The organism is Streptomyces sp. NPDC048671, from assembly GCF_055587045.1.
On the sequence record NZ_JBVJHB010000007.1, the window covers coordinates 44,058 to 64,870 of the forward strand.

Sequence of the window (20,813 nt, forward strand, 5' to 3'; positions counted from 1 at the left end):
CCGTGCCGGCCCGCCCCTTACGGGGGGTACGCCGGATCGCTACGGTAAGGCACGTTCGACAGCTGCTGTCCCTGGCGGACGAGTGACAACGAGGACCACGCTATGAGTGAACCCAGCGAGTGGCTCATCTACCGCGGAATCGGTGAACCGCACGACGGCGTCCCGCAGTTGCCGCCCCCGCCGCCCTGGCGCGACTTCTCGGGCGGTCGAGGCGCCCCGGCGGACGGGGACGACTCCGCCGACCGCCGGCTCGGCATCCCCGGACGCATCGCCGAGGAGCACCGGCCGGGCGCCGAGGAACTGGAAATGATCAACGCCGCGCTGTATCTGCGGCGTCCGCTGCTGGTCACCGGCGATCCGGGGGCCGGAAAGAGCACCCTGGCCCACTCCGTCGCCCGTGAACTCGAGTTCGGCAAGGTGCTGCGCTGGCCCATCGTCAGCCGCTCCTCGCTGCTGGACGGCCTCTACCACTACGACGCGATCGCCCGGCTCCAGGATGTGCAGATCGCCTCGCACGCCTCAGCGGACGGCGGCGGCGCCGACTCGGCCCAGAACGTGGGGAGTTACATCAGGCTGGGCCCGCTGGGCACCGCGCTGCTGCCCTCGGACCGGCCTCGGGTGCTGCTCATCGACGAGCTCGACAAGAGCGACATCGACCTGCCGAACGATCTGCTCAACGTGCTGGAGGAGGGCGAGTTCGCCATTCCCGAGCTGGAACGGATCGTGGACCGGCTGCCCGACGGCGAGGCGGACGTGCTGGACCACGACGGCAACAAGGTGCGGATCAAGGGCGGCCGGGTGCAGTGCCAGGCGTTCCCGTTCGTCGTCCTCACCAGTAACGGGGAGCGGGACTTCCCGGCCCCCCTGATGCGCCGCTGCATCCACCTGGAACTCGACCGCCCCGACCACAAGCGGCTGGCCGCCTTCGTCAAGGCGCACCTGGGCGAGGAGGCGGCCCGCTCCAGCGAGGACCTCATCACCCGCTTCCTGGAGCGCTCGCGCAGCGAACTGCTGGCCACGGACCAGCTGTTGAACGCCATCTATCTCACCCACGCCGCTGCGCCGGCCGGCCGCGACCGGCTGGCCGAACTGCTCATCCAGCGGCTCGACCGGCCGAGGTGAGGTACTGATGTCCGGGGCGGACGACGCCTCTGTGCCGCCCGGTGGGCCCGATGCCCCGGAGCCGTACGGCGGAGAGCCGTTGCAGGCGCTGGTCGCACGGCTGCGCGGGGCCGGGCTCGACCCCGATGTCGAGCAGCTCTGCGACGCCCTCTGGCTGGCCGGGTGGACCGGCGCGCCCGGCGCCCCGGAGGAGGACGGGGACGAGTCCGGGGCGACGCCTCCGGCTGCCCGGCTGCCCGGGGAGCAGGCGGGTCCGGGCCCCGTGGACCGGGCGGGCGGGGACGGCGGCCGCACCGCGGACACCGGCCGGCCCGGTGCGGACCGCGATCCGGGCGACGGGTCGATCGGTGACGGGCTGATCGCCCTCCACCCCGTCCCGATCCCCGCGCGGGCCGGCGGCGAGCGGGGCGAGGACGAGCGCGACGAGGGCGACTCCCGGACCCGCGGACGATCCGGCACGGAGTCCCGCACCACCGAACTCGCGCTCGGGGTGCCGGCCGCCCCCGTCCTGCCCGCGCCCCTCGAACTCACCCGCGCGCTGCGCCCGTTACAGCGGTACCGCCCGGTCTCCGCTCCGCTGCGCCGCGCCCTGGACGAGGCGGCGACCGCGGACCTCAGCGCCCGCGCGGGCGGCATGATCATGCCGGTGTTCCGTGGGGTCGGCCGGGGCGACGCGATCCTCCAGTGCGTCATGGACGCCTCGTCCTCCATGCTGGTGTGGGACCGGATGTTCGGGGAACTCCAGCAGATCTTCGGGCAGTTGGGCGCATTCCGGGATGTGCAGGTGCGCTATCTGCACCAGGGCCCGGACGGCGGCTGCGCCGTCAGCCGCAGCTCCGACCCCGCCGCCGCCCCGCTGCACTCCGCGGACCGGCTCAGCGATCCGACCGGGCGCCGGGTCACCGTGGTGATCAGCGACTGCGCCGGGCCGCTCTGGCACAGCGGGCGCGCCCACCGGCTGCTGCACCAGCTCGCCCGGCAGGCCCCGGTCGCCGTGTTGCAGCCGCTGCCGCAGCGCATGTGGAACCGCACCCGGCTGCCGGTCACCTTCGGTTCGCTGTCCCGGGGTGACGGCCTCGCCGGCGCCACCCTGCTGAAGGTCACCGAGGACGCCGGCACCGGCCCCGCGGTGCACCCCGGCGCCCTGGCGGTCCCGGTCCTCCCGCCGGTGCCGGACGCGCTGGCGGCCTGGGCCAGGCTGCTCTCCGGTACCGGGGCGGCACGGATCTCCGGAGCGGTCGGCTGGGTGCGGGCCGACCAGCCCCCGGCGGCCGCCCAGCGCTCCGGCGCCGCCCTGTCCTCGCTCCAGCTGGTCAGCCGCTTCCGTTCGGCCGGCTCACCGGCCGCCGGACAGCTGGCCGTCTATCTCGCGGCCGCGCCCCTCTACCTGCCGGTGATGCAGCTGGTGCAGCGCACCATGCTGCCCCAGTCGGGCCCCTCCGAACTCGCCGAGGTGCTGCTGAGCGGCCTGCTCTCGCGCGCGGACGGCGCGGGCGGCGGCCGCGGGCAGTGGTACCGCTTCGAGCCCGGCGTCCAGGAGGCGCTGCTCGGTCCGCTGGGCCGGGACGAGGCTCTGCTCGTACTCAAGCACTGCTCGCAGTACATAGAGACGCGGTTCGGCAAGGGCGGGCCCAACTTCCCCGCTCTGGCCTTCGCCCAGCTCGGCGACGCAGCGGCGGTCGACTCCCCGTACGCCACCGGGCACGCCACCACGGGCGCCGGGTACGAGGAGGGCGACGACGGCGAGGAGAACGACGACAGCGAGGAGAACGAGGCGGACGGGGGGAGCGAGAGGCGCGGCGGTCCCGGCGTTCCCCATGCCTTCGCCGAGGTCGCGGCCCGCGTACTGGAGCGATTCATGCCCGTACCCCCCAGATTCGTGATCCCGCCGCAGGCTCCCGCCCCCGGGCCGCCGGCCCCCGGTACCACCTCCGCCGTGGAACGCGCCCGCGAGCTGGTGCGGCAGTTCGAGGCGGACAAGATGGTGCAGCGCCTGATCGACGCCGTCCAGCTGCTGCGGGGAGCCGCCGAGAACGGCCCCCGGCAGGCCGTGGACCCCGGACTCTGGGCGGAGTACGCGCGCTGCGTCCTGCGGCTGTGGGAGGTGCAGGGCGGCGCGGAGCTGCTCCGCGAGGCCGAGAGCGCCGCCGAGCGGGCAGCCGCGGTCCCCGGTGCGGTACGCGAACGGGCCGTGCTGGCCAAGGTGCTGCACGCGGCGGCCGACGACCGGCGGCGGCGTGGCGACCGGCGCGGCGCCCTGGAGCTGCTGCGGCGCGCCGACCGCGAGTACACCGCCGCCTGCGCGGCCCCCGGCCTCGCACCGGCCGAGGCGCTGCGGCTCACCCTGGAGCGGGTGCGGGCCCTGGAGGCGCAGTGGCGGCTCGACGGCGACAGCGCCCTGCTGCAGAGCGCCTGCGGGATGCTGGAGGCGTTCGCCGACTCCTGGCCCGACCAGGAGAACCGGCCCGCCGCCCTCCCGCTCCAGCACGGCCGGACCCTGCTGAAACTGTCCGGCGCCACCGAGGACACCGAACGGTCCAGGGAGTTCGCCCGCCAGGCGGCCCGCTCGCTGCGCACGGCCTTCGCCCAGGGCGGCCGGCACACCATGGGCACCGAGGTCCGCATCGTGCTGGACCTGGTGGACGCGCTGCTGGCCTCCGGCGAGGAACCGGACGAGGCGGCGGCCCTGACCGGCCAGGCGCTGGAGACCGTACGGGAGGAGCGCCAGCGCGCCCAGCTCCAGACCAGGGCCGGACGGGTCCGGGTCGCCCGCTACGAGCACACCGGTGATCCGGACGAACTCGTGGTGGCCGCCGACTGGTTCGCCCGAGCGGCCCGCGGGATCCCCCGGGACTCACGGGCCCACACCGATCTGCTCGCCGAGTGGGGCGGCACGCTGCTGCGCCGCGCCGAACTGCCGGACGGCGGACCGCACATCGGTGCGGCGGTGCGGGTGCTGCGCGACTGCCGGACCGAGACGCCGTCCGGCGGGCCACACCAGTCCGAGCGGCTGCTGATGCTCGGCCGGGCCCTGATGCTGCGCCACCGGGCGACCGCGGACCGGGTCGATCTCCGGGAGGCCGAGTACCTCTTCGGGCTGGCGGCGCAGGAGGCCGGGGCCCCGCTGACCGCGGCGCGCTGCTGGCTGGAGCTGGGCAGGGTCCAGCTGGAGGCCGCCGACGTACTGGTCCGGCCGGCCCGGCGCGACGAGGCGGCGGAGGCCTTCCGCTCGGCCGCCGCCTCCGCCGCGACGGCGGAAGCGGAGCTGGAGAGTCCGCAACAGATCAGGGAGGCCGTGGAGTTGGGTGCTACAGCCAACCACTGGCGGGGTATGACGTATGAGAGAGCGGGGCGCCCCCGGGCCGCGCGAGAGGCGTACCGGGCGGCCCGCCTGGAGTGGCGCAAGCTGCCGGACGGCGGCGGGGCGGCGGGCGAGTGGAGCGCCGAACGGCTGGCCGGTCTTGAGCGCTGAGTGCTCGACGACGAGCACCCGGAGCGGCGGCGCGTCCGGACCGGGCAGGCGCACGACCGGCGCGTGACCGGCGCCGGCCGAGGGCGCGGGCAGCAGGACGGAGCGAGTCAGGGACGCGGGACCGGCGGTGTGCGCTCAATGGCGAGCGCGGCGCGGCGGGCCCGGTACTGAGTACGGGGAGGCGTGATGAACGAGTCGGCACGTAACAACGGGGCGGGTGCGCCCGGCGGTACGGGCGGTGGCGCGTCCGGAGCCGCGGACGCGCTGCCGGATCTGCCGGATCTGCCGGATCTGCCGGATCTGCTGGGTCTCGACCTGGAGACCCTGCGGACCCTGCACCACCCGGTCCTCGCGGAGGTGGTCGCGGATCTGCGTGGCCGGGCCGAACAGCCGCGGGAGATGCTCTGGGGCTTCAACAACGCCTTCTGAACCGGGCGGTCCCGCAGCCCCGCGCCCCGACGGCCCGGCGCACGGTTTCGGCCCCGGGCGCGGCCGATCAGGACATCATCGTCCGGGACAGGTCCGTTCGCACCGCGCGCCGGGGATACTCACCCCGGGCCGGTGCCGGTGACCGTCCCGGCAGACGTACAGCACGGGGGTGCCGGAGTGGTCCGAAGGACGACACCACAGGGGGAGCGGCCCGCAGAGCGGTACACGGAACAGGCGCGGAACGGGCGCGGCGGGCCGCCGCGCGCCGACGCGCCCCCACCCGTGCCGTTCGGGCAGTTCATCGTGAAGGTGCACGGCCGCTGCAACCTGGCCTGCCGGTACTGCTACCTGTACGAGGGCCCCGACCGCACCTGGCGGAGCCGTCCCGCGGCCGCCGCGCCCGCCGTCCTGGACCGCACCGCGGACCGGATCGCCGAACACGCGGCCGCCCACCGCCTCCGGCACGTCGCCCTGGTGCTGCACGGCGGCGAACCCCTGCTCGCGGGCCCGGCCCGGCTGGCCGCCCTCGCCAACCGGGTGCGCGAGCGGGTACCCGCGGGCTGCACCGTCCACGCGACCGTCCAGACCAACGCCACCCTGCTCACCGACGAGGGCGTCACCACGCTCGCCCGGCACGGCATCAGCATCGGCATCAGCCTGGACGGCGGCCTGGCCGCCCACAACTCCCGGCGCACCGACCACGCGGGCCGCCCCTCCTGGCCCGCCGCCTCGCGCGGCGCCCGGCTCCTCGCCGACCACCACCCCGACGCGTACGCGGGCATCCTCACCGTCGTGGACCCGCGCACCGACCCCGTGGAGATGTACGAGTCGCTGCTCGCCCTGCGACCGCCGGCCCTGGACCTGCTCCTGCCGCACGGCAACTGGACCCGCCCGCCGCCCGGACTGCCGGACCTCACCGGCAGCACGGCGGGCCCGGGGCCGGGGCCGGGCCGCGCCACCCCGTACGGCGACTGGCTGTGCGCCGTCTTCGACCGCTGGTGGCCGGCGGCCAGGCGGGAGACCCGGATCCGGATCTTCGAGGAGTGCGTCGCCCTGCTCCTGGGCCTGCCCGCCGCCACCGAATCCCTCGGCCTCGACCCCGTCAACGCGGTCGTCGTCGAGACCGACGGATCGATCGAACAGGTCGACTCCCTCAAATCCGCCTACGACACGGCCGCCGCCACCGGACTCGACGTCTTCCGGCACACCTTCGACGACGCCCTGCGCCACCCCGGCGTCGCCGCCCGACAGGCGGGAGCCGGCGCGCTCGCCGCAGCCTGCCGCGCCTGCCCGCTGCTGACCGTCTGCGGCGGCGGCCACTACGCCCACCGCTACCGTGCAGAGAACGGCTTCATCAACCCCTCCGTCTACTGCGCGGACCTCGAACGGCTGATCCGCCACGTGGCGGGCCGGCTCGCCGACGCAACCGCAGGAGACCCCCCATGAGCCCCGCCATCCCTGATCGCGTACTGCGCGAACTCGGCCGCACCGAGGGCGACACCGACTCCCTCGGCCTGCTCGTACGCGATCAGGACACCCGCCGCCTCGTCCTCCTCAGGGCCGTGCTCGACGCGGCGGCCGCCGCCCCCACGACCGTATGCCCACCCCGTCCGCTCGACCGGCTGCACGAGGACTGGGCGCTGCTCGAAGCGGCCGAACGCGCCGACCGGGCCGCGGCGCGCACCGTGCTGTTCCACCCCATGGCCGGCCCCTGGGCGCAACGGCTCCTTGGCGGCCTCACCGGCGCCACCGCCACGGGCCCGGAGCTCCACACCGACCTGGCCCACCTGAGCGCCCTCGCGGCGGCTGCCGCGATCCGGGCCGCACTGCCCCGCACCGCCCGGCTCACCTCCCGCGAAGGACTGCTCTCGCTGCCCACCCTGGGGGCGGTGCGCGCGGACCCCGGCCCCGTCGCACTCACCTACGCCGGGGGCGAGCTGACGATCCGCCCGGCCGGTGCGCCGCCCCTCTCGGTACGGGCCCTGCCGGACGGCACCATGACCTCGGCCGACCCCCGCTGGCTGCCGGTGCTCACCCTGCCCGCCGTACTGCCGGGCGCCGGCCCCGTACCCCTGGACGACCTCGACCCCTACCGCACCCGCGGCACCGGGCTCGAACGCCACGGACTGAGCGCCGCCACCCATCTCGACGACCAGGAACGCAAGGCCTGGACCGATTCCTGGTCCGGGGTCGAACCGCTGCTGCGCGTGGGCGGCGAGCACCGGCTCACCGAAGCGGCCGTCCTGCTGCGCTGCCTCGTCCCGCTCGGACCGCCGCCCGGCTCCGGGCCGTCCGGCCAGGGCGCGGCCCACTGCAGCGGCACCCGGCGCGAGGCGTTCGGCGCGGTCCTCAGCAGCAAGCCGGCCACCCCCGCCTACTTCGCCTCGACCCTCGTGCACGAACTCCAGCACACCAAGCTCGCCGCCCTCGGCGCACTCGTCCGGCTGCACCACGAGGACGCCACCCCGCGCCACTTCGCACCGTGGCGCTCTGACCCCAGGCCCTTCGACGGGCTGCTCCAGGGCGCCTACTCGCACCTGGCGCTCGCCGACTACTGGCAGCGGTTCGCGCTCGGCGCGCGGCGGGTCACCCACCGCGATCTGGCCTGGGCGGAACACGCGCGCTGCCGCCAACAGGTCGGAGCCGTACTGCCGGTACTGGCAGGCTCGGCCGGGCTGACCCCCGAGGGTCGGGTCGTCGTCAACGAGATGATCACGGTCTACCACCGTCTGGAGGATTCGCCGCCACCCACGGGGCATCTGGCACGCGCGGAGGCCTATGTGAGCACCGCCAGGGTGATATGGCAGCAGAGGAACGGATCACCAAGGAGCTGAGCAGCCAGGTGATTCAGGCCGGTGCGCACAAGCTCCGGTGTATCTTGAAAGAGCTCGTAACGAGGTCAGGGAGACGGTTGAATGCCCGGAACGCGTAGGCAAGTTGGAGCAACCGGGGCGCAGACCGTCACCCTCAGTTTCGCCGGTTTCAACCGGGCCTGGGCGGCGTGGATCGCGGACCGGCTTGAGCGGCGCGGGGTGACGGTCGTCCAGCAGCGCTGGGACCCTCCGGTCGAGGTCCCGCTGGAGGACGCCCTGCGGGACCTGATGCTCTCCCGCGGCCGGATCCTGGTCCTGCTCAGCGACTGGTACTTCCAGGTCGGCCCGCGCGGCCACGAGGAGTGGAACCGCGCCCTGCGCGAGGTCGTCGCCCCCGACCCGGACCGCTTCGCCGCCGTGTCCGTCACCACCTCGGCGCTTCCCGGCGCCACCTCGGTCTTCGGCGCCGCGGACCTGACGAACGTCGGCGCGGACGAGGCCGAACGCCGGCTGCTCGTACGCCTGGGGCTGCCCGCCGACCCGCTGCCCGAGTCCGCCGCGGCGCGGCCGGGCCCGCGCTATCCGGCCGACACCCCCGAGGTGTGGGGCGGGGTGCCGCGCCGCAACACCCGCTTCACCGGCCGCGAGGAACTGCTCAGCAAGGCCTACACGGCCCTTCAGGACGCCGGGTCCGGTGCGGGCGTCGTCACCCTGCACGGCATGTCGGGGGTGGGCAAGACACAGCTGGCCGCCGAGTACGTGTACCGGTTCGGCTCCGAGTACGACGTGGTGTGGTGGGTGCCCGCCGACCGGCGCGCCCTCTACCGCCAGAAGCTCGCCGAACTCGCCCCGGAACTGGGCCTGTCCACCGGCGCCGAGTACGGCGAACGGCTGCGCGCGGTACGCGACTCGCTGCGCCGCGGCGACCCGTACGCCCACTGGCTGCTGGTCCTGGACGGCGCGGACGAGCCGGAACAGATCTGGGACCTGGTGCCGACCGGCCCCGGCCACGTCCTGATCACCTCCCGCAACCCCGAGTGGAGCGAGCACAACAGCAACCTGGTCGAGGTACCGGTCTACGACCGTGACGAATCGGTCGCCTTCATCCTCCGCCGGGCCCCGCGCCTCACCCGGACCGAGGCCGGCCGGCTCGCCGAGGCGCTGGAGGACCTGCCGCTGCTGCTCGACCAGACCGCGGGCTGGCTGAACGACTCCGACATGTCGGTCGAGGAGTACATCGAGCTGCTCGGCGGCGGCATCGACCAGGACGTCGTCAAGGTCTCCGCCGACTTCCCGCTGGCCTTCCAGACCGCCTGGTCGATACTGCTGAACAAGCTCCGGGACACCGTCCCCGAGTCCGTCGACCTGCTGCGCCTGTGCAGCTTCTTCGCACCCGGCTCCATTCCCGTACGGCTGCTGAAGGAAATGCCACCGGGCGAGCTGCCCGAGCAGCTCTCCGGCCTGATGAACGACCCGCTGCTGTGGAACAAGGCGATCAGCCAGCTGCGCCAGTACTCCGTGGTCCGCCTGGAGTCCCACGAGTCCGTCATCGACGAGACGTCCTCCGGCGAGTCGATCTATCTGCACCGCATGGTCCACCAGATCGTCCGCAAGGACATGCCCGAGCGCGACCGCGAGGAATTCACCGACGTGGTCCGCCGGGCACTCGCCTCCGCCGACCCGGGCCGCCCCACCGACACCCGGCTGTGGCCCGGATACGCCGAGATCACCCCGCACCTGAAGTGGGCCGACGTGCTGCGCAGCACCGACCCCGCGGTGCATTCCCTGGTGCTCAACTGCCTTCGCTACATGTACCTCTCCGGGGAGTACCGGGCCGGCATCAAGCTCGGCTCCCGCGCCACGAAGGCCTGGGGCGAGCTGCTGGGCGAGAACCACCCCCGGGTCTGGGACCTCAGCTACAACTACGCCAACCTGCTGCGCGCGGTCGGCGACTACGCCGGAACCGAGGCGATCGAGCGGGCCGCCGTCGACCACCTGCGCGTCGAACGCGGCGCCCAGGACCTGGAGCACCTGCGCGCCGCCGGCGGCCTCGCGGCCGACCTGCGCGGCCTCGGGCGGTACGACGAGGCGCACGAGATGTCCAGCTGGATCCTGGTCTCGTACCGCGAACTGCTGGGGGACCAGGACTCGCGCACGCTCAACGCGCAGAACAACCTGGCCATCTCCCTCCGACTGCTCGGCCGGTACTCGGAGGCCCTGGAACTCAACCGCAGGACCCTGGAGTCCCGCCGGCAGCTGCTCCGGCCGCGCCACAACTGGACCCTGTTCTCCGAGCTCAACTACGCCACCGATCTGCGCCTGCTCGGCCGTTACAACGAGGCCGAATCGCTCCAGACCCAGAGCGCCCGGGTGCACCGTCTCGTGATGGGCAACGACAACCCCCAGACGCTGGGCGCCGAGCACAACCTCGCTCTCTGCCACTACCGCTCGGGGGAGCGCAGCAAGGCCGCCGTGCTCTTCACCCGGGTGCTCGAACGCTGTGAGCGGGTGCTCGGCGAGAACGACCCGCTGACCATGATGTTCGCCGCGAGCCAGAGCTGCTTCGCCCGGGAGCACGCCGACATCGACCAGGCCAGGGGCATAAGCGAGAAAGTCGTGAGCGGCTACGCGGACATGCTGGGGGAGCAGCACCCGTATGTGGCGGGCACCCGCGCCAACCACGCCCTGATCCTGCGCAGCGTGGGCGAGCGGGAGCACGCGCACGCCGTCCTGGAGGATTCGCTCGCCGCCATGACACAGGCCGTCGGCGAGAACCACCCCTGGACCCTGGGCTGCGCCATCAACGCCTCGGCGCTGCGCAATCTGGTGGGTGACCCCGAATCCGCCGCCGAACTGATGGACTCCGTCGTCGTCCGGGCCACCGAATCCCTCGGCCGGACCCATCCGCTGTGTCTCTCCGCCCGCGTCGCGCACGCGGCCGATCTGCGTGGAGTGCGCGACCGGCAGCGTGCGGACAAGGTCGAGACGGAGGCGCTCGACGATCTGGCGGCCACCCTGGGCGCCCAGCACGTCCACACGGTCTCCGCGCGCTCGCGCAACCGTCCCTACTGGGACTTCGAGCCGCCCGGCATCTGAGGACCGGGGGCAACGCCGAGGGCCCGGCACCGCGATCGTCTCGCGGTGCCGGGCCCTCGGTTCGTGATGTGCCGGTCAGGCCTCGAAGACCTCGTCGAGCAGCTGTGCCTGCTCGGCCTGGTGGCGCTTGGCCGAGCCGACCGCGGGCGAGGAGCCGCGTGGCCGCGAGATGCGGCGCAGGCGCTCACCGTGCGGGACGTCGGCGCCGACGGCCAGGTCCAGGTGGTCGATGAGGTTCAGGGCGATGAACGGCCAGGCACCCTGGTTGGCCGGCTCCTCCTGGGCCCACAGGTACTTCTCGGCGTTCGGGTACTTGGCGATCTCCGCCTGGATCTCGGCACCCGGCAGCGGGTACAGGCGCTCGAGCCGGATGATCGCGGTGTCCGTGACGCCGCGCTTCTCGCGCTCGGCCTCCAGGTCGTAGTAGACCTTGCCGGCGCAGAAGACGACCTTGCGGACCGCGTTCGGGTCGGCCGACTCGTCGCCGATCACCGGACGGAAGCCGCCGGTGGTGAACTCCTCCACCTTCGAGGCGGCCGCCTTCAGCCGGAGCATCGACTTCGGGGTGAAGACGATCAGCGGCTTGTGGTGCGGGTTGTGCACCTGCCACCGCAGGAGGTGGAAGTAGTTCGACGGCAGCGTCGGCATGGCGACCGTCATGTTGTCCTGCGCGCACATCTGGAGGAAGCGCTCCGGGCGGGCGGACGAGTGGTCCGGGCCCTGGCCCTCGTAGCCGTGCGGCAGCAGCAGCGTGACGCCGGAGGTCTGGCCCCACTTCTGCTCGGCCGAGGAGATGAACTCGTCCACGACGGTCTGCGCGCCGTTGACGAAGTCACCGAACTGGGCCTCCCAGATGACCAGCGACTCCGGGCGGGCCAGCGAGTAGCCGTACTCGAAGCCCATCGCCGCGTACTCGCTGAGCAGCGAGTCGTAGACGTTGTAGCGGGCCTGCTCCTCGGAGAGGTAGAGCAGCGGGGTGTAGTCCTCGCCGGTCTTCTGGTCGACGAGGACCGCGTGGCGCTGGCCGAACGTGCCGCGGCGGGTGTCCTGTCCGGCGAGCCGGACCGGGGTGCCCTCCATCAGCAGCGATCCGATGGCCAGCGTCTCGCCCATGCCCCAGTCGATGGTGCCGTTGTCCACCGAGGCGGCACGGCGCTGCATCTGCGGCATCAGACGCGGGTGGACGGTGATCCCGTCGGGGATGTTCACCTGCGACTCGGCGATCAGCTTCACGACCTCCGAGGACACCGCGGTGGTAACGGCCACCGGGAACTCGGCCTGGACGTCCGGGACATGCGGCTGGGACGGTGCCGAGGTGGCCTCGCGGACCTCCGCGAACACCTTCTCCAGCTGGCCCTGGAAGTCCTGGAGCGCCTGCTCGGCCTCCTCCAGCGTGATGTCGCCGCGACCGATGAGGGACTCGGTGTAGAGCTTGCGCACCGAGCGCTTCTTGTCGATCAGCGTGTACATCTGCGGGTTGGTGAACTCCGGGTTGTCGCCCTCGTTGTGACCGCGGCGGCGGTAGCAGATGAGGTCGATGACGACGTCCTTGTTGAACGTCTGCCGGTACTCGAAGGCGAGCCGCGCGACGCGGACCACGGCCTCCGGGTCGTCACCGTTGACGTGGATGATCGGCGCCTCGATCATGCGCGCGACGTCCGTCGCGTACATCGAGGAGCGCGACGCCTCCGGGGCGGCGGTGAAGCCGACCTGGTTGTTGATGACGACGTGCACCGTGCCGCCGGTGCGGTAGCCGCGCAGCTGCGACATGTTGAGCGTCTCGGCGACGACGCCCTGGCCCGCGAAGGCCGCGTCGCCGTGGAGCGCGACCGGCAGGACCGTGAAGTCCGTGCCCGCCTTGTTGATGATGTCCTGCTTGGCGCGGGCGATGCCCTCCAGGACCGGGTCGACCGCCTCCAGGTGCGAGGGGTTGGCGGCCAGCGAGACCTTGATCTGCTCGCCGTCCAGACCGGTGAAGGTGCCCTCGGCGCCCAGGTGGTACTTGACGTCGCCGGAGCCGTGCATCGACCGGGGGTCGAGATTGCCCTCGAACTCCCGGAAGATCTGCGCGTACGACTTGCCGACGATGTTCGCCAGCACGTTCAGCCGGCCGCGGTGGGCCATGCCGATGACGACCTCGTCGAGGCGCGCCTCGGCCGCGGAGTCGATGACCGCGTCGAGCAGCGGGATGACGGACTCGCCGCCCTCCAGCGAGAACCGCTTCTGGCCGACGTACTTGGTCTGCAGGAACGTCTCGAACGCCTCGGCGGCGTTGAGCCGGCGCAGGATCCGCAGCTGCTCCTCGCGCTCCGGCGCGGGGCGCGGACGCTCCACCCGGTCCTGGAGCCACCTGCGCTCCTTCGGGTCCTGGATGTGCATGAACTCGATGCCGGTGGTGCGGCAGTACGACTCACGCAGCACACCGAGGATGTCGCGGAGCTTCATCAGGGTCTGCCCGGCGAAGCCGCCGACGGCGAAGTCCCGCTCCAGGTCCCACAGGGTGAGGCCGTGCTCGGTGATGTCCAGGTCGGGGTGCTTGCGCTGGCGGTACTCCAGCGGGTCGGTGTCGGCCATGACGTGGCCGCGGACCCGGTAGGAGTGGATCAGCTCGAAGACCCGCGCGGCCTTGGTGACGTCGTCGTCGTGCGAGGCGTCGATGTCCTTGAGCCAGCGGACCGGCTCGTAGGGGATGCGCAGCGCCTTGAAGATCTCGTCGTAGAAGTCGTTCGAGCCGAGCAGCAGCTGGCTGAGGACCCGCAGGAACTCGCCGGAGGCCGCGCCCTGGATGACCCGGTGGTCGTACGTCGAGGTCAGGGTCATGACCTTCGAGATACCGAGCTTGTTGAGGGTGTCCTGCGACGTGCCCTGGAACTCCGCCGGGTAGTCCATCGCGCCGACACCCATGATGAGGCCCTGTCCGGGCATCAGGCGGGGCACCGAGTGAACGGTGCCGATGCCGCCGGGGTTGGTCAGCGAGGCGGTGACGCCGGTGAAGTCGTCCATGCCGAGCTTGCCGTTGCGGGCCCGGCGGACGATGTCCTCGTAGGCCTGCCAGAACTCGAAGAAGTTGAGCGTCTCGGCCTTCTTGATGGCCGCGACGACCAGCTGGCGGTCACCGTTCGGCTTCACCAGGTCGATGGCCAGGCCGAGGTTGACGTGCTCCGGCTTGACCAGGGTCGGCTTGCCGTCCTTCTGGGCGAAGGAGTAGTTCATCGCCGGCATGGCCTTGAGGGCCTGCACCATCGCGTACCCGATGAGGTGCGTGAAGGAGATCTTCCCGCCCCGGGCCCGCTTGAGGTGGTTGTTGATGACGATGCGGTTGTCGAAGAGCAGCTTCACCGGGACGGCGCGGACGGATGTGGCCGTCGGCAGCTCCAGCGAGGCGTTCATGTTCTTCGCGACCGCGGCCGAGGGGCCTCGCAGCGTCACGTACTCGGGCCCGGCGGGGGCCTCGGTGGCCGGAGCGGCGGCGGCCTTCGCGGCCGGAGCCGGTGCTGCCGGAGCCGCCGGGGCGGGGGCGGCCTTCGCCGGAGCCGCCGGAGCCGCCGGAGCTGCCGGAGCCGCCGGTGCGGCGGGTGCCGGAGCGGCAGGAGCGGGCGCCGGTGCGGCGGGTGCCGCCGGGGCCTGGGCCACGGGCTGCGCGGGCGCGGCCGGAGCGGTGTGGTTGGTGGCGGCGGTCGGTGCGGTCACGGCCGGAGCCGCTGGCACCGCAGCCCCCGCGGCTGCGGCGCCGGGAACGGGCTTGTCCGCCGTGCCGGACGTACCCGGCTTGTAGTCGGCGAAGAAGTCCCACCAGGCGCGATCGACCGAATTGGGATCTTGGAGGTACTGCTGGTAGATCTCGTCGACGAGCCACTCATTGGGGCCGAAAGCAGCAGCCGGGTTCGAACCCGGGCTGGCTTGGTCGGTCGAGATGCTCGAGTTACTGGGGGACTGAGACGACACGGCGGCAACCGCCCTCTTCCGCTTCACAAGGTGGTGGACAGCGGAAATCAAGGCTACGCCTCCCGGACCGTTCCATGCGGACCGGGCCGGTCTTCGTCGTGCAAGTCACATCGAAAGTCGGGTTTCGGCGCAGGAAATGGCGGGAAACAACCTTGGTTCCGCATTGCTCCGGGTACGCGAGGCCGCAGTTGCGGCCCCTTGGACCGTACCCCTTGAACAGAACACGCAGAACGTGCCCTTCCGGTTCGAACCCTATGTCAACCGCGCGGTTGATGGATCCCCGGAAGAGTGACGCGGATGCGGCATCCGCGAACTGATTCGGCCACACCGATCCGTCCGCCGTGCAGATCCACCGCCCAGCGGGCGATCGCCAGGCCGAGACCCGTGCCGCCGTCGCTGCCCGGACCGTGCGGCGATGTCACCTCTCCCCGGTTGAAACGCTCGAAGACCCGGTGCCGCTCGGACTCCGGAATACCGGGGCCCTCGTCCAGGACCTCCAGATCCAGTGACTCCGGCAGCGCCCCGCGCCGCGCGAGCACCGTCACCCGGCCGTGCGGCGGGCTGTGCTTCACCGCGTTGTCGATCAGGTTCGCCACCACCTGGTGCAGCCGCTCCGCGTCCGCGTGCGCGGTCAGCTCCGGCGGGGACACGTCCAGATGCAGATGGACGTCCTTGCGGGTGGAATTGCCGGAGCCGGAGGAGAGCCGGCGGTGGCCGGCGGCGAGGTTCGCCTCCTTCAGCACCCCCGACAGATACGGCCACACCTCGAAACGGCCGGCCCTCAGCGTCACCACGCCGTTGTCCAGCCGGGACAGGTCAAGGAGCGTTTCCACCAGCCTGCCGAGCCGCTCGGTCTGCTTGAGGGCCGTGCGCATCGTCTCGGGGTCGGCCGAGGACACCCCGTCCACGACGTTCTCCAGTACGGCTCTCAGCGCCGCGATGGGGGTGCGCAGCTCGTGTGAGACATTGGCCACCAGCTCCTTGCGGTGCCGGTCCACGGCCTCCAGGTCATCGGCCATCAGGTTGATCGTCTGCGCCAGGTCGCCCAGCTCGTCACGCCGGTCGGCGCCGCTCACCCGTCTGGTGTAGTCGCCGTGCGAGATCGACCGGGCCACGGCCCTCATCTCGTCCAGCGGCGCGGTCAGACCGTGCGCCACGAACTGGGTGATCAGCAGGGTCGCGATGACCGAGAACACCGTGATGAACCGGAGTTCGGTACGGGTGCGCAGGGCCACCATCAGCAGTCCGGTCGTGATGAACACCGAGACCACGACGAGCGTGCCCAGCTTGGCCTTGATCGAGAACGGCCGCAGCCCCGGTCCGGGCGCGGTCATGGCGCCGGAGTCTCCAGGGCGTAACCGACGCCGTGCACGGTACGGATCCGCTCCGCGCCGATCTTCCGGCGCAGCGCCTTGATGTGACTGTCGACGGTCCGGGTGCCCGAGGCGTCCGCCCAGTCCCAGACCTCGGCCAGCAGCTGTTCCCGGGAGAGCACCGCGCGCGGCGTGTTGGCCAGGCAGACCAGCAGGTCGAACTCGGTCGGCGTCAGATGGACGTCGTCCGCCCGCACCCGCACCCGGCGCTGTGCGTGGTCGATCTCCAGCTCGCCGAGGCGCAGTATGCCGCTGCGCGGCGTCACGGCGGCCAGCGCGGCCCGCTCGACCCGGCGCAGCAGGACGTGCACCCGGGCCGCCAGCTCACGCATGGAGAACGGCTTGGTCATGTAGTCGTCGGCACCGACCCCGAGGCCGACGAGCATGTCGGTCTCGTCGTCCCTGGCGGTCAGCATCAGCACCGGCACCGGGCGCTGGGCCTGCACCCGGCGGCAGACCTCCAGCCCGTCGAAACCGGGAAGCATGATGTCGAGCACCATCAGGTCCGGCTGCCAGGCCTCGGCCGCGTCCACGGCCGCGGGGCCGTCGAGCGCGGTCTGCACCAGGAAACCCTCGGCCCGCAGCCGGGCGGAAATGGCATCGACGATCGTCGCGTCGTCCTCGACCACCAGTACCCGGCGCTGCGCGCCAGGGGTGGCCGCGACACCGTTGTGGGTGGTGTGTGTCTGTTCCATCGCCCCGCCCCTGCCCGTTCTCACGGGGGACATTCCCCCGGACGCACGGTTATCGCTTGTGAATTTCGCGGGAGATCCCGTCATCGGTCAGCAGCGTAAAGGCAGCGGGCGGCTCCCGGCTACGCAGGGTGCAAGGGCGCGGGAGCGCGTTGACCGCGCGGAGGAGGCGGAGTGTCGCTCTTGTGGCGCTTGGCCCCCGGGCGTCCCAGGGGCCCGCATACCCGGCGGGGGGATCTCAGGCCGCACGAATTGCGAGATGGACCACGTCGGGCACACCTCGGGCAACGCCTACTTCTTCGGTTCGAACCCCATGGAATCCGGCATCGCGCAGGGCTTCTTCGAACTTCTCGGACGGCTGCGCGGACCACACCGCGAGCACTCCGCCGGGTGTGAGCCGCTGGTGGCAGTCGGCGAGACCGGCGGGGGAGTAGAGGTTCGCGTTGTCCTCGGTGACCGTCCAGTCCGGCCCGTTGTCGATGTCCAGACACAGCGCGTCGTAACGTTCCGTAGTCGTACGGAGGTGGGCGACGAGATCCGTCGTCAGGACCGCGGTCCGCGGATCGGCGAGCGCCACCGCCGAGATCCCGGCCAGCGGTCCGCCCAGGTGCCAGTCCACGATGGCCCGCTCCCGCTCCACCACCGCGATCCGCCCCCAGCGCGGCTCGGCGGCGGCCCGCGCGAGCGAGAACCCGACCCCGAGCCCGCCGATCAGCACCGCCGGGGCCGGCCGCCCGGCGGGCAGCGCGGCGAGCGCGGCGTCGATCAGCAGCCGCTCGGAGCGCCCGTCCGAGGTGTCCATCAGGAAGCACCCGTTGGCGATGATCTCGAAGTCGTCGCCCCGCCGGCGCAGGACTACCTCTCCGTACGGTCCCTCCCGGCGGTCAAGGGTGACGGGGGCGAGGGCGTCGGGGCCGTCGGTGTGGTGCATGGCGCGGGTCTCCGGTGGTTGGTCGACGGCTGGGTCACCGCCGGTCGGTGTCCCGGCCATCCTGGCCCGCCGCGCCGCGTCCGGGCCAGCGGATTGCCCGAACGGGCAGCGGTCCGCCCCTTTCGGGGACGGACCGGGCGCGGGCCCGGTCAGGGGGAGGGCCCTCCCGCGCGATCGTGCCGTCCCGCTCCAGTCCCCGGTCACCGCTCATGCGGGCACGCTGCCCTGCCCGCGGGCAGCCCGCGGGCAATGCTGTTCGGGCATCGGTGCGCGGGGCCTGAGCAAGCCCGGGGCCTCAGCGTGCCCGTGGCGGCGCGGCGAACGTCATGAAGGAGGGGGGACTACCCGGACCCCGTACGGCGTTGGACACGGGGCAGGCAGAGGCAGGCTCAGCGGTGGCCGCCACCTGATCGCTCACAGCGAACACGCCCCGGGGAACATTGAGCGGCTCAGAAGCATTGAGTCTTCATAGCTCAACTTGACTGCCGAAGGGGAGATCATGGCTACTGAGTCCAATGCGGTCACACCGCTCACCCTGCCTGTGCTGCCGCTCGACGACGAGGTCGTGCTGCCCGGGATGGTGGTGCCTCTGGACCTGTCCGACAACGACGTACGCGCCGCGGTGGAGTCCGCCCAGGCCGCGGCCCGCGAGGGCGGCGGCAAGCCCGAGGTGCTGCTCGTTCCGCGCATCGACGGCACCTATACCGGGATCGGTGTCATCGGCACCGTGGAGCAGGTCGGACGGCTCTCCGACGGAGACCCCGGCGCGCTCATCCGCGGCCGGGGGCGGGTGCGCGTGGGCGCCGGGACCAGTGGGCCCGGCGCGGCGCTCTGGGTGGAAGGGACGCGGGTCGACTCCACCGTCCCCGATCCCCTTCCCGGAGCCGCCGCCGAGCTGGCCAAGGAGTACAAGGCGCTCGCCACCAGCTGGCTGAAGCAGCGCGGCGCCTGGCAGGTCGTGGACCGGGTCCAGCAGATCGAGGACATCTCCACGCTCGCCGACAACTCCGGATACTCCCCTTTCCTCACCGTCGCCCAGAAGGTGCGGCTGCTGGAGACCGTCGACGCGGTCGCCCGGCTGAAGCTCGCCATCCAGTGGCTCGGTGAACACCTCGCCGAACAGGACGTCGCCGAGTCCATCGCCAAGGACGTCCAGGAGGGCGTCGACAAGCAGCAGCGCGAGTTCCTGCTGCGGCGCCAGCTCGACGCCGTACGCAAGGAGCTCTCCGAACTCAACGGTGACTCCGCTTCCGGCGACGAGTCCGACGACTACCGGGCCCGCGTCGAGGCCGCCGACCTTCCCGGGAACGTGCGCGAGGCCGCGCTCAAGGAGGTCGACAAGCTGGAGCGCTCCTCCGACCAGAGCCCCGAGGGCTCCTGGATCAGGACCTGGCTCGACACCGTCCTCGAACTGCCGTGGACCGAGCGGACCGAGGACGCCTACGACATCCGCGGCGCCCAGGAGATCCTGGACGCCGAGCACGCGGGCCTCCAGGACGTGAAGGAGCGCATCACCGAGTACCTCGCGGTGCGCAAGCGGCGCGCGGACCGCGGTCTGGGCGTCGTCGGCGGGCGGCGCGGCGGCGCGGTGCTGGCCCTGGTCGGACCGCCCGGCGTGGGCAAGACCTCGCTCGGGGAGTCCGTCGCGCACGCCATGGGCCGCGAGTTCGTCCGGGTCGCGCTCGGCGGTGTCCGGGACGAGGCCGAGATCCGCGGCCACCGGCGCACCTACGTCGGCGCGCTTCCGGGGCGCATCGTCCGCGCCATCAAGGAGGCCGGTTCGATGAACCCGGTCGTCCTGCTCGACGAGATCGACAAGGTCGGCTCCGACTTCCGGGGCGACCCGGCCGCGGCGCTCCTCGAAGTGCTCGACCCGGCCCAGAACCACACCTTCCGTGACCACTACCTGGAGGTCGAACTCGACCTCAGCGACGTCGTCTTCCTGGCCACCGCCAACGTCCTGGAAGCGATCCCGGAGGCCCTCCTCGACCGGATGGAGCTGGTCAGGCTCGACGGCTACACCGAGGACGAGAAGGTCGTCATCGCCCGCGACCACCTGCTCCCGCGCCAGCTGGAGCGGGCCGGCCTGGAGAAGGACGAGGTCACCCTCGACGAGTCCGCGCTGCGGAAGCTGGCCGGCGAGTACACCCGCGAGGCCGGCGTACGGAACCTGGAGCGCGCCGTGGCCCGGCTGCTGCGCAAGGTCGCGGCCCAGCACGAACTGGGCGACCGGGAGCTGCCGTTCACGGTGACCGACGAGGACCTGCGCGGCCTCATCGGGCGGCCCCACCACGTCCCCGAGGCCGCCCAGGACCCGGCGGAGCGCCGCACCGCGGTGCCGGGAGTGGCCACCGGGCTCGCGGTGACCGGAGCAGGCGGAGACGTGCTCTTCGTGGAGGCGTCGCTCGCGGACCCGGAGACCGGGGCGTCCGGACTGACCCTCACCGGCCAGCTCGGCGACGTCATGAAGGAGTCCGCCCAGATCGCGCTGAGCTTCCTGCGGTCGCACGGCGCGGAGCTGGAACTGCCGGTCGCGGACCTGAAGGACCGGGGCGTGCACATTCACTTCCCGGCGGGCGCGGTCCCCAAGGACGGCCCGAGCGCGGGCATCACCCTGACGACCGCGCTGGCCTCGCTGCTCTCCGGACGGCAGGTCCGTACGGATGTGGCGATGACCGGTGAGGTGTCACTGACCGGACGGGTGCTGCCGATCGGCGGCCTGAAGCAGAAGCTGCTGGCCGCCCACCGCGCGGGCATTACCACCGTGGTGATCCCCCAGCGCAACGAGGCCGACCTGGACGACGTCCCGGCCGAGGTGCTGGAGAAGCTGGACGTCCACCCGGTCACCGACGTCCGCCAGGTGCTGGACATCGCCCTCGCCCCGGCCCTGGCCAGGGCGGAGCGGAGGATCCCGGCCGCCGCGTAGGCGTCACGCAGTGA

11 protein-coding genes are annotated in these 20,813 nt (G+C 72.4%); 7 read left to right on the plus strand and 4 right to left on the minus strand.

Going from position 1 to position 20,813, the window contains the following annotated elements:
• The first annotated feature begins 102 nt into the window (after positions 1-102).
• From ACZ6S6_RS15575 to fxsT, 6 genes are all read left to right on the plus strand, one after another.
• Positions 103-1,122: an AAA family ATPase gene (locus ACZ6S6_RS15575; RefSeq protein WP_362960898.1), complete on the plus strand. Its 1,020-nt coding sequence runs from the start codon at positions 103-105 to the stop codon at positions 1,120-1,122.
• Positions 1,123-1,129: 7 nt separating this feature from the next.
• The gene (locus ACZ6S6_RS15580; protein ID WP_469705968.1) at positions 1,130-4,594 is read left to right on the plus strand and encodes an SAV_2336 N-terminal domain-related protein; all 3,465 of its coding nucleotides are present in this window, start codon (positions 1,130-1,132) and stop codon (positions 4,592-4,594) included.
• A 186-nt stretch (positions 4,595-4,780) separates the two neighbouring features.
• A complete protein-coding gene (gene fxsA / locus ACZ6S6_RS15585) occupies positions 4,781-5,023 on the plus strand; it encodes an FxSxx-COOH cyclophane-containing RiPP peptide (protein WP_469705969.1) in 243 nt (80 codons plus the stop codon).
• Between the two features lie 282 nt (positions 5,024-5,305).
• Entirely contained in the window at positions 5,306-6,469 is a 1,164-nt protein-coding gene (locus ACZ6S6_RS15590) for an FxsB family cyclophane-forming radical SAM/SPASM peptide maturase (RefSeq protein ID WP_469706092.1), read from the plus strand.
• Complete coding sequence (locus tag ACZ6S6_RS15595; protein ID WP_469705970.1) at positions 6,466-7,857, plus strand: aKG-HExxH-type peptide beta-hydroxylase; 1,392 nt, start codon at positions 6,466-6,468, stop codon at positions 7,855-7,857. Before ACZ6S6_RS15590 ends, ACZ6S6_RS15595 begins: the two co-directional genes overlap by 4 nt.
• 81 nt (positions 7,858-7,938) lie before the next feature.
• Positions 7,939-10,932 carry an FxSxx-COOH system tetratricopeptide repeat protein gene (fxsT, locus tag ACZ6S6_RS15600; RefSeq protein WP_362960888.1) on the plus strand — a complete coding sequence of 998 codons (2,994 nt, stop codon included), beginning with the start codon at positions 7,939-7,941 and terminating at the stop codon, positions 10,930-10,932.
• A gap of 75 nt (positions 10,933-11,007) precedes the next feature.
• Here the strand turns inward: fxsT and ACZ6S6_RS15605 are convergent, their stop codons facing one another.
• The 4 genes from ACZ6S6_RS15605 to ACZ6S6_RS15620 all read right to left on the minus strand — a co-directional run bounded on the left by ACZ6S6_RS15605 (position 11,008) and on the right by ACZ6S6_RS15620 (position 17,873).
• On the minus strand, positions 11,008-14,877 hold the full coding sequence (locus ACZ6S6_RS15605) for a multifunctional oxoglutarate decarboxylase/oxoglutarate dehydrogenase thiamine pyrophosphate-binding subunit/dihydrolipoyllysine-residue succinyltransferase subunit (protein WP_469705971.1): 3,870 nt from the start codon (positions 14,875-14,877) through the stop codon (positions 11,008-11,010).
• Between the two features lie 257 nt (positions 14,878-15,134).
• A complete protein-coding gene (locus ACZ6S6_RS15610) occupies positions 15,135-16,211 on the minus strand; it encodes a HAMP domain-containing sensor histidine kinase (RefSeq protein WP_362960882.1) in 1,077 nt (358 codons plus the stop codon).
• A complete protein-coding gene (locus tag ACZ6S6_RS15615; RefSeq protein ID WP_014154105.1) occupies positions 16,208-16,945 on the minus strand; it encodes a response regulator transcription factor in 738 nt (245 codons plus the stop codon). Before ACZ6S6_RS15615 ends, ACZ6S6_RS15610 begins: the two co-directional genes overlap by 4 nt.
• Before the next feature lie 235 nt (positions 16,946-17,180).
• Positions 17,181-17,873: a spermidine synthase family protein gene (locus ACZ6S6_RS15620; RefSeq protein WP_469705972.1), complete on the minus strand. Its 693-nt coding sequence runs from the start codon at positions 17,871-17,873 to the stop codon at positions 17,181-17,183.
• 499 nt (positions 17,874-18,372) lie between these two features.
• On the opposite strand from ACZ6S6_RS15620, the gene lon reads away from it, so the two are divergent.
• Entirely contained in the window at positions 18,373-20,799 is a 2,427-nt protein-coding gene (gene lon / locus ACZ6S6_RS15625; RefSeq protein ID WP_362960876.1) for an endopeptidase La, read from the plus strand.
• Positions 20,800-20,813 lie beyond the last annotated feature (14 nt).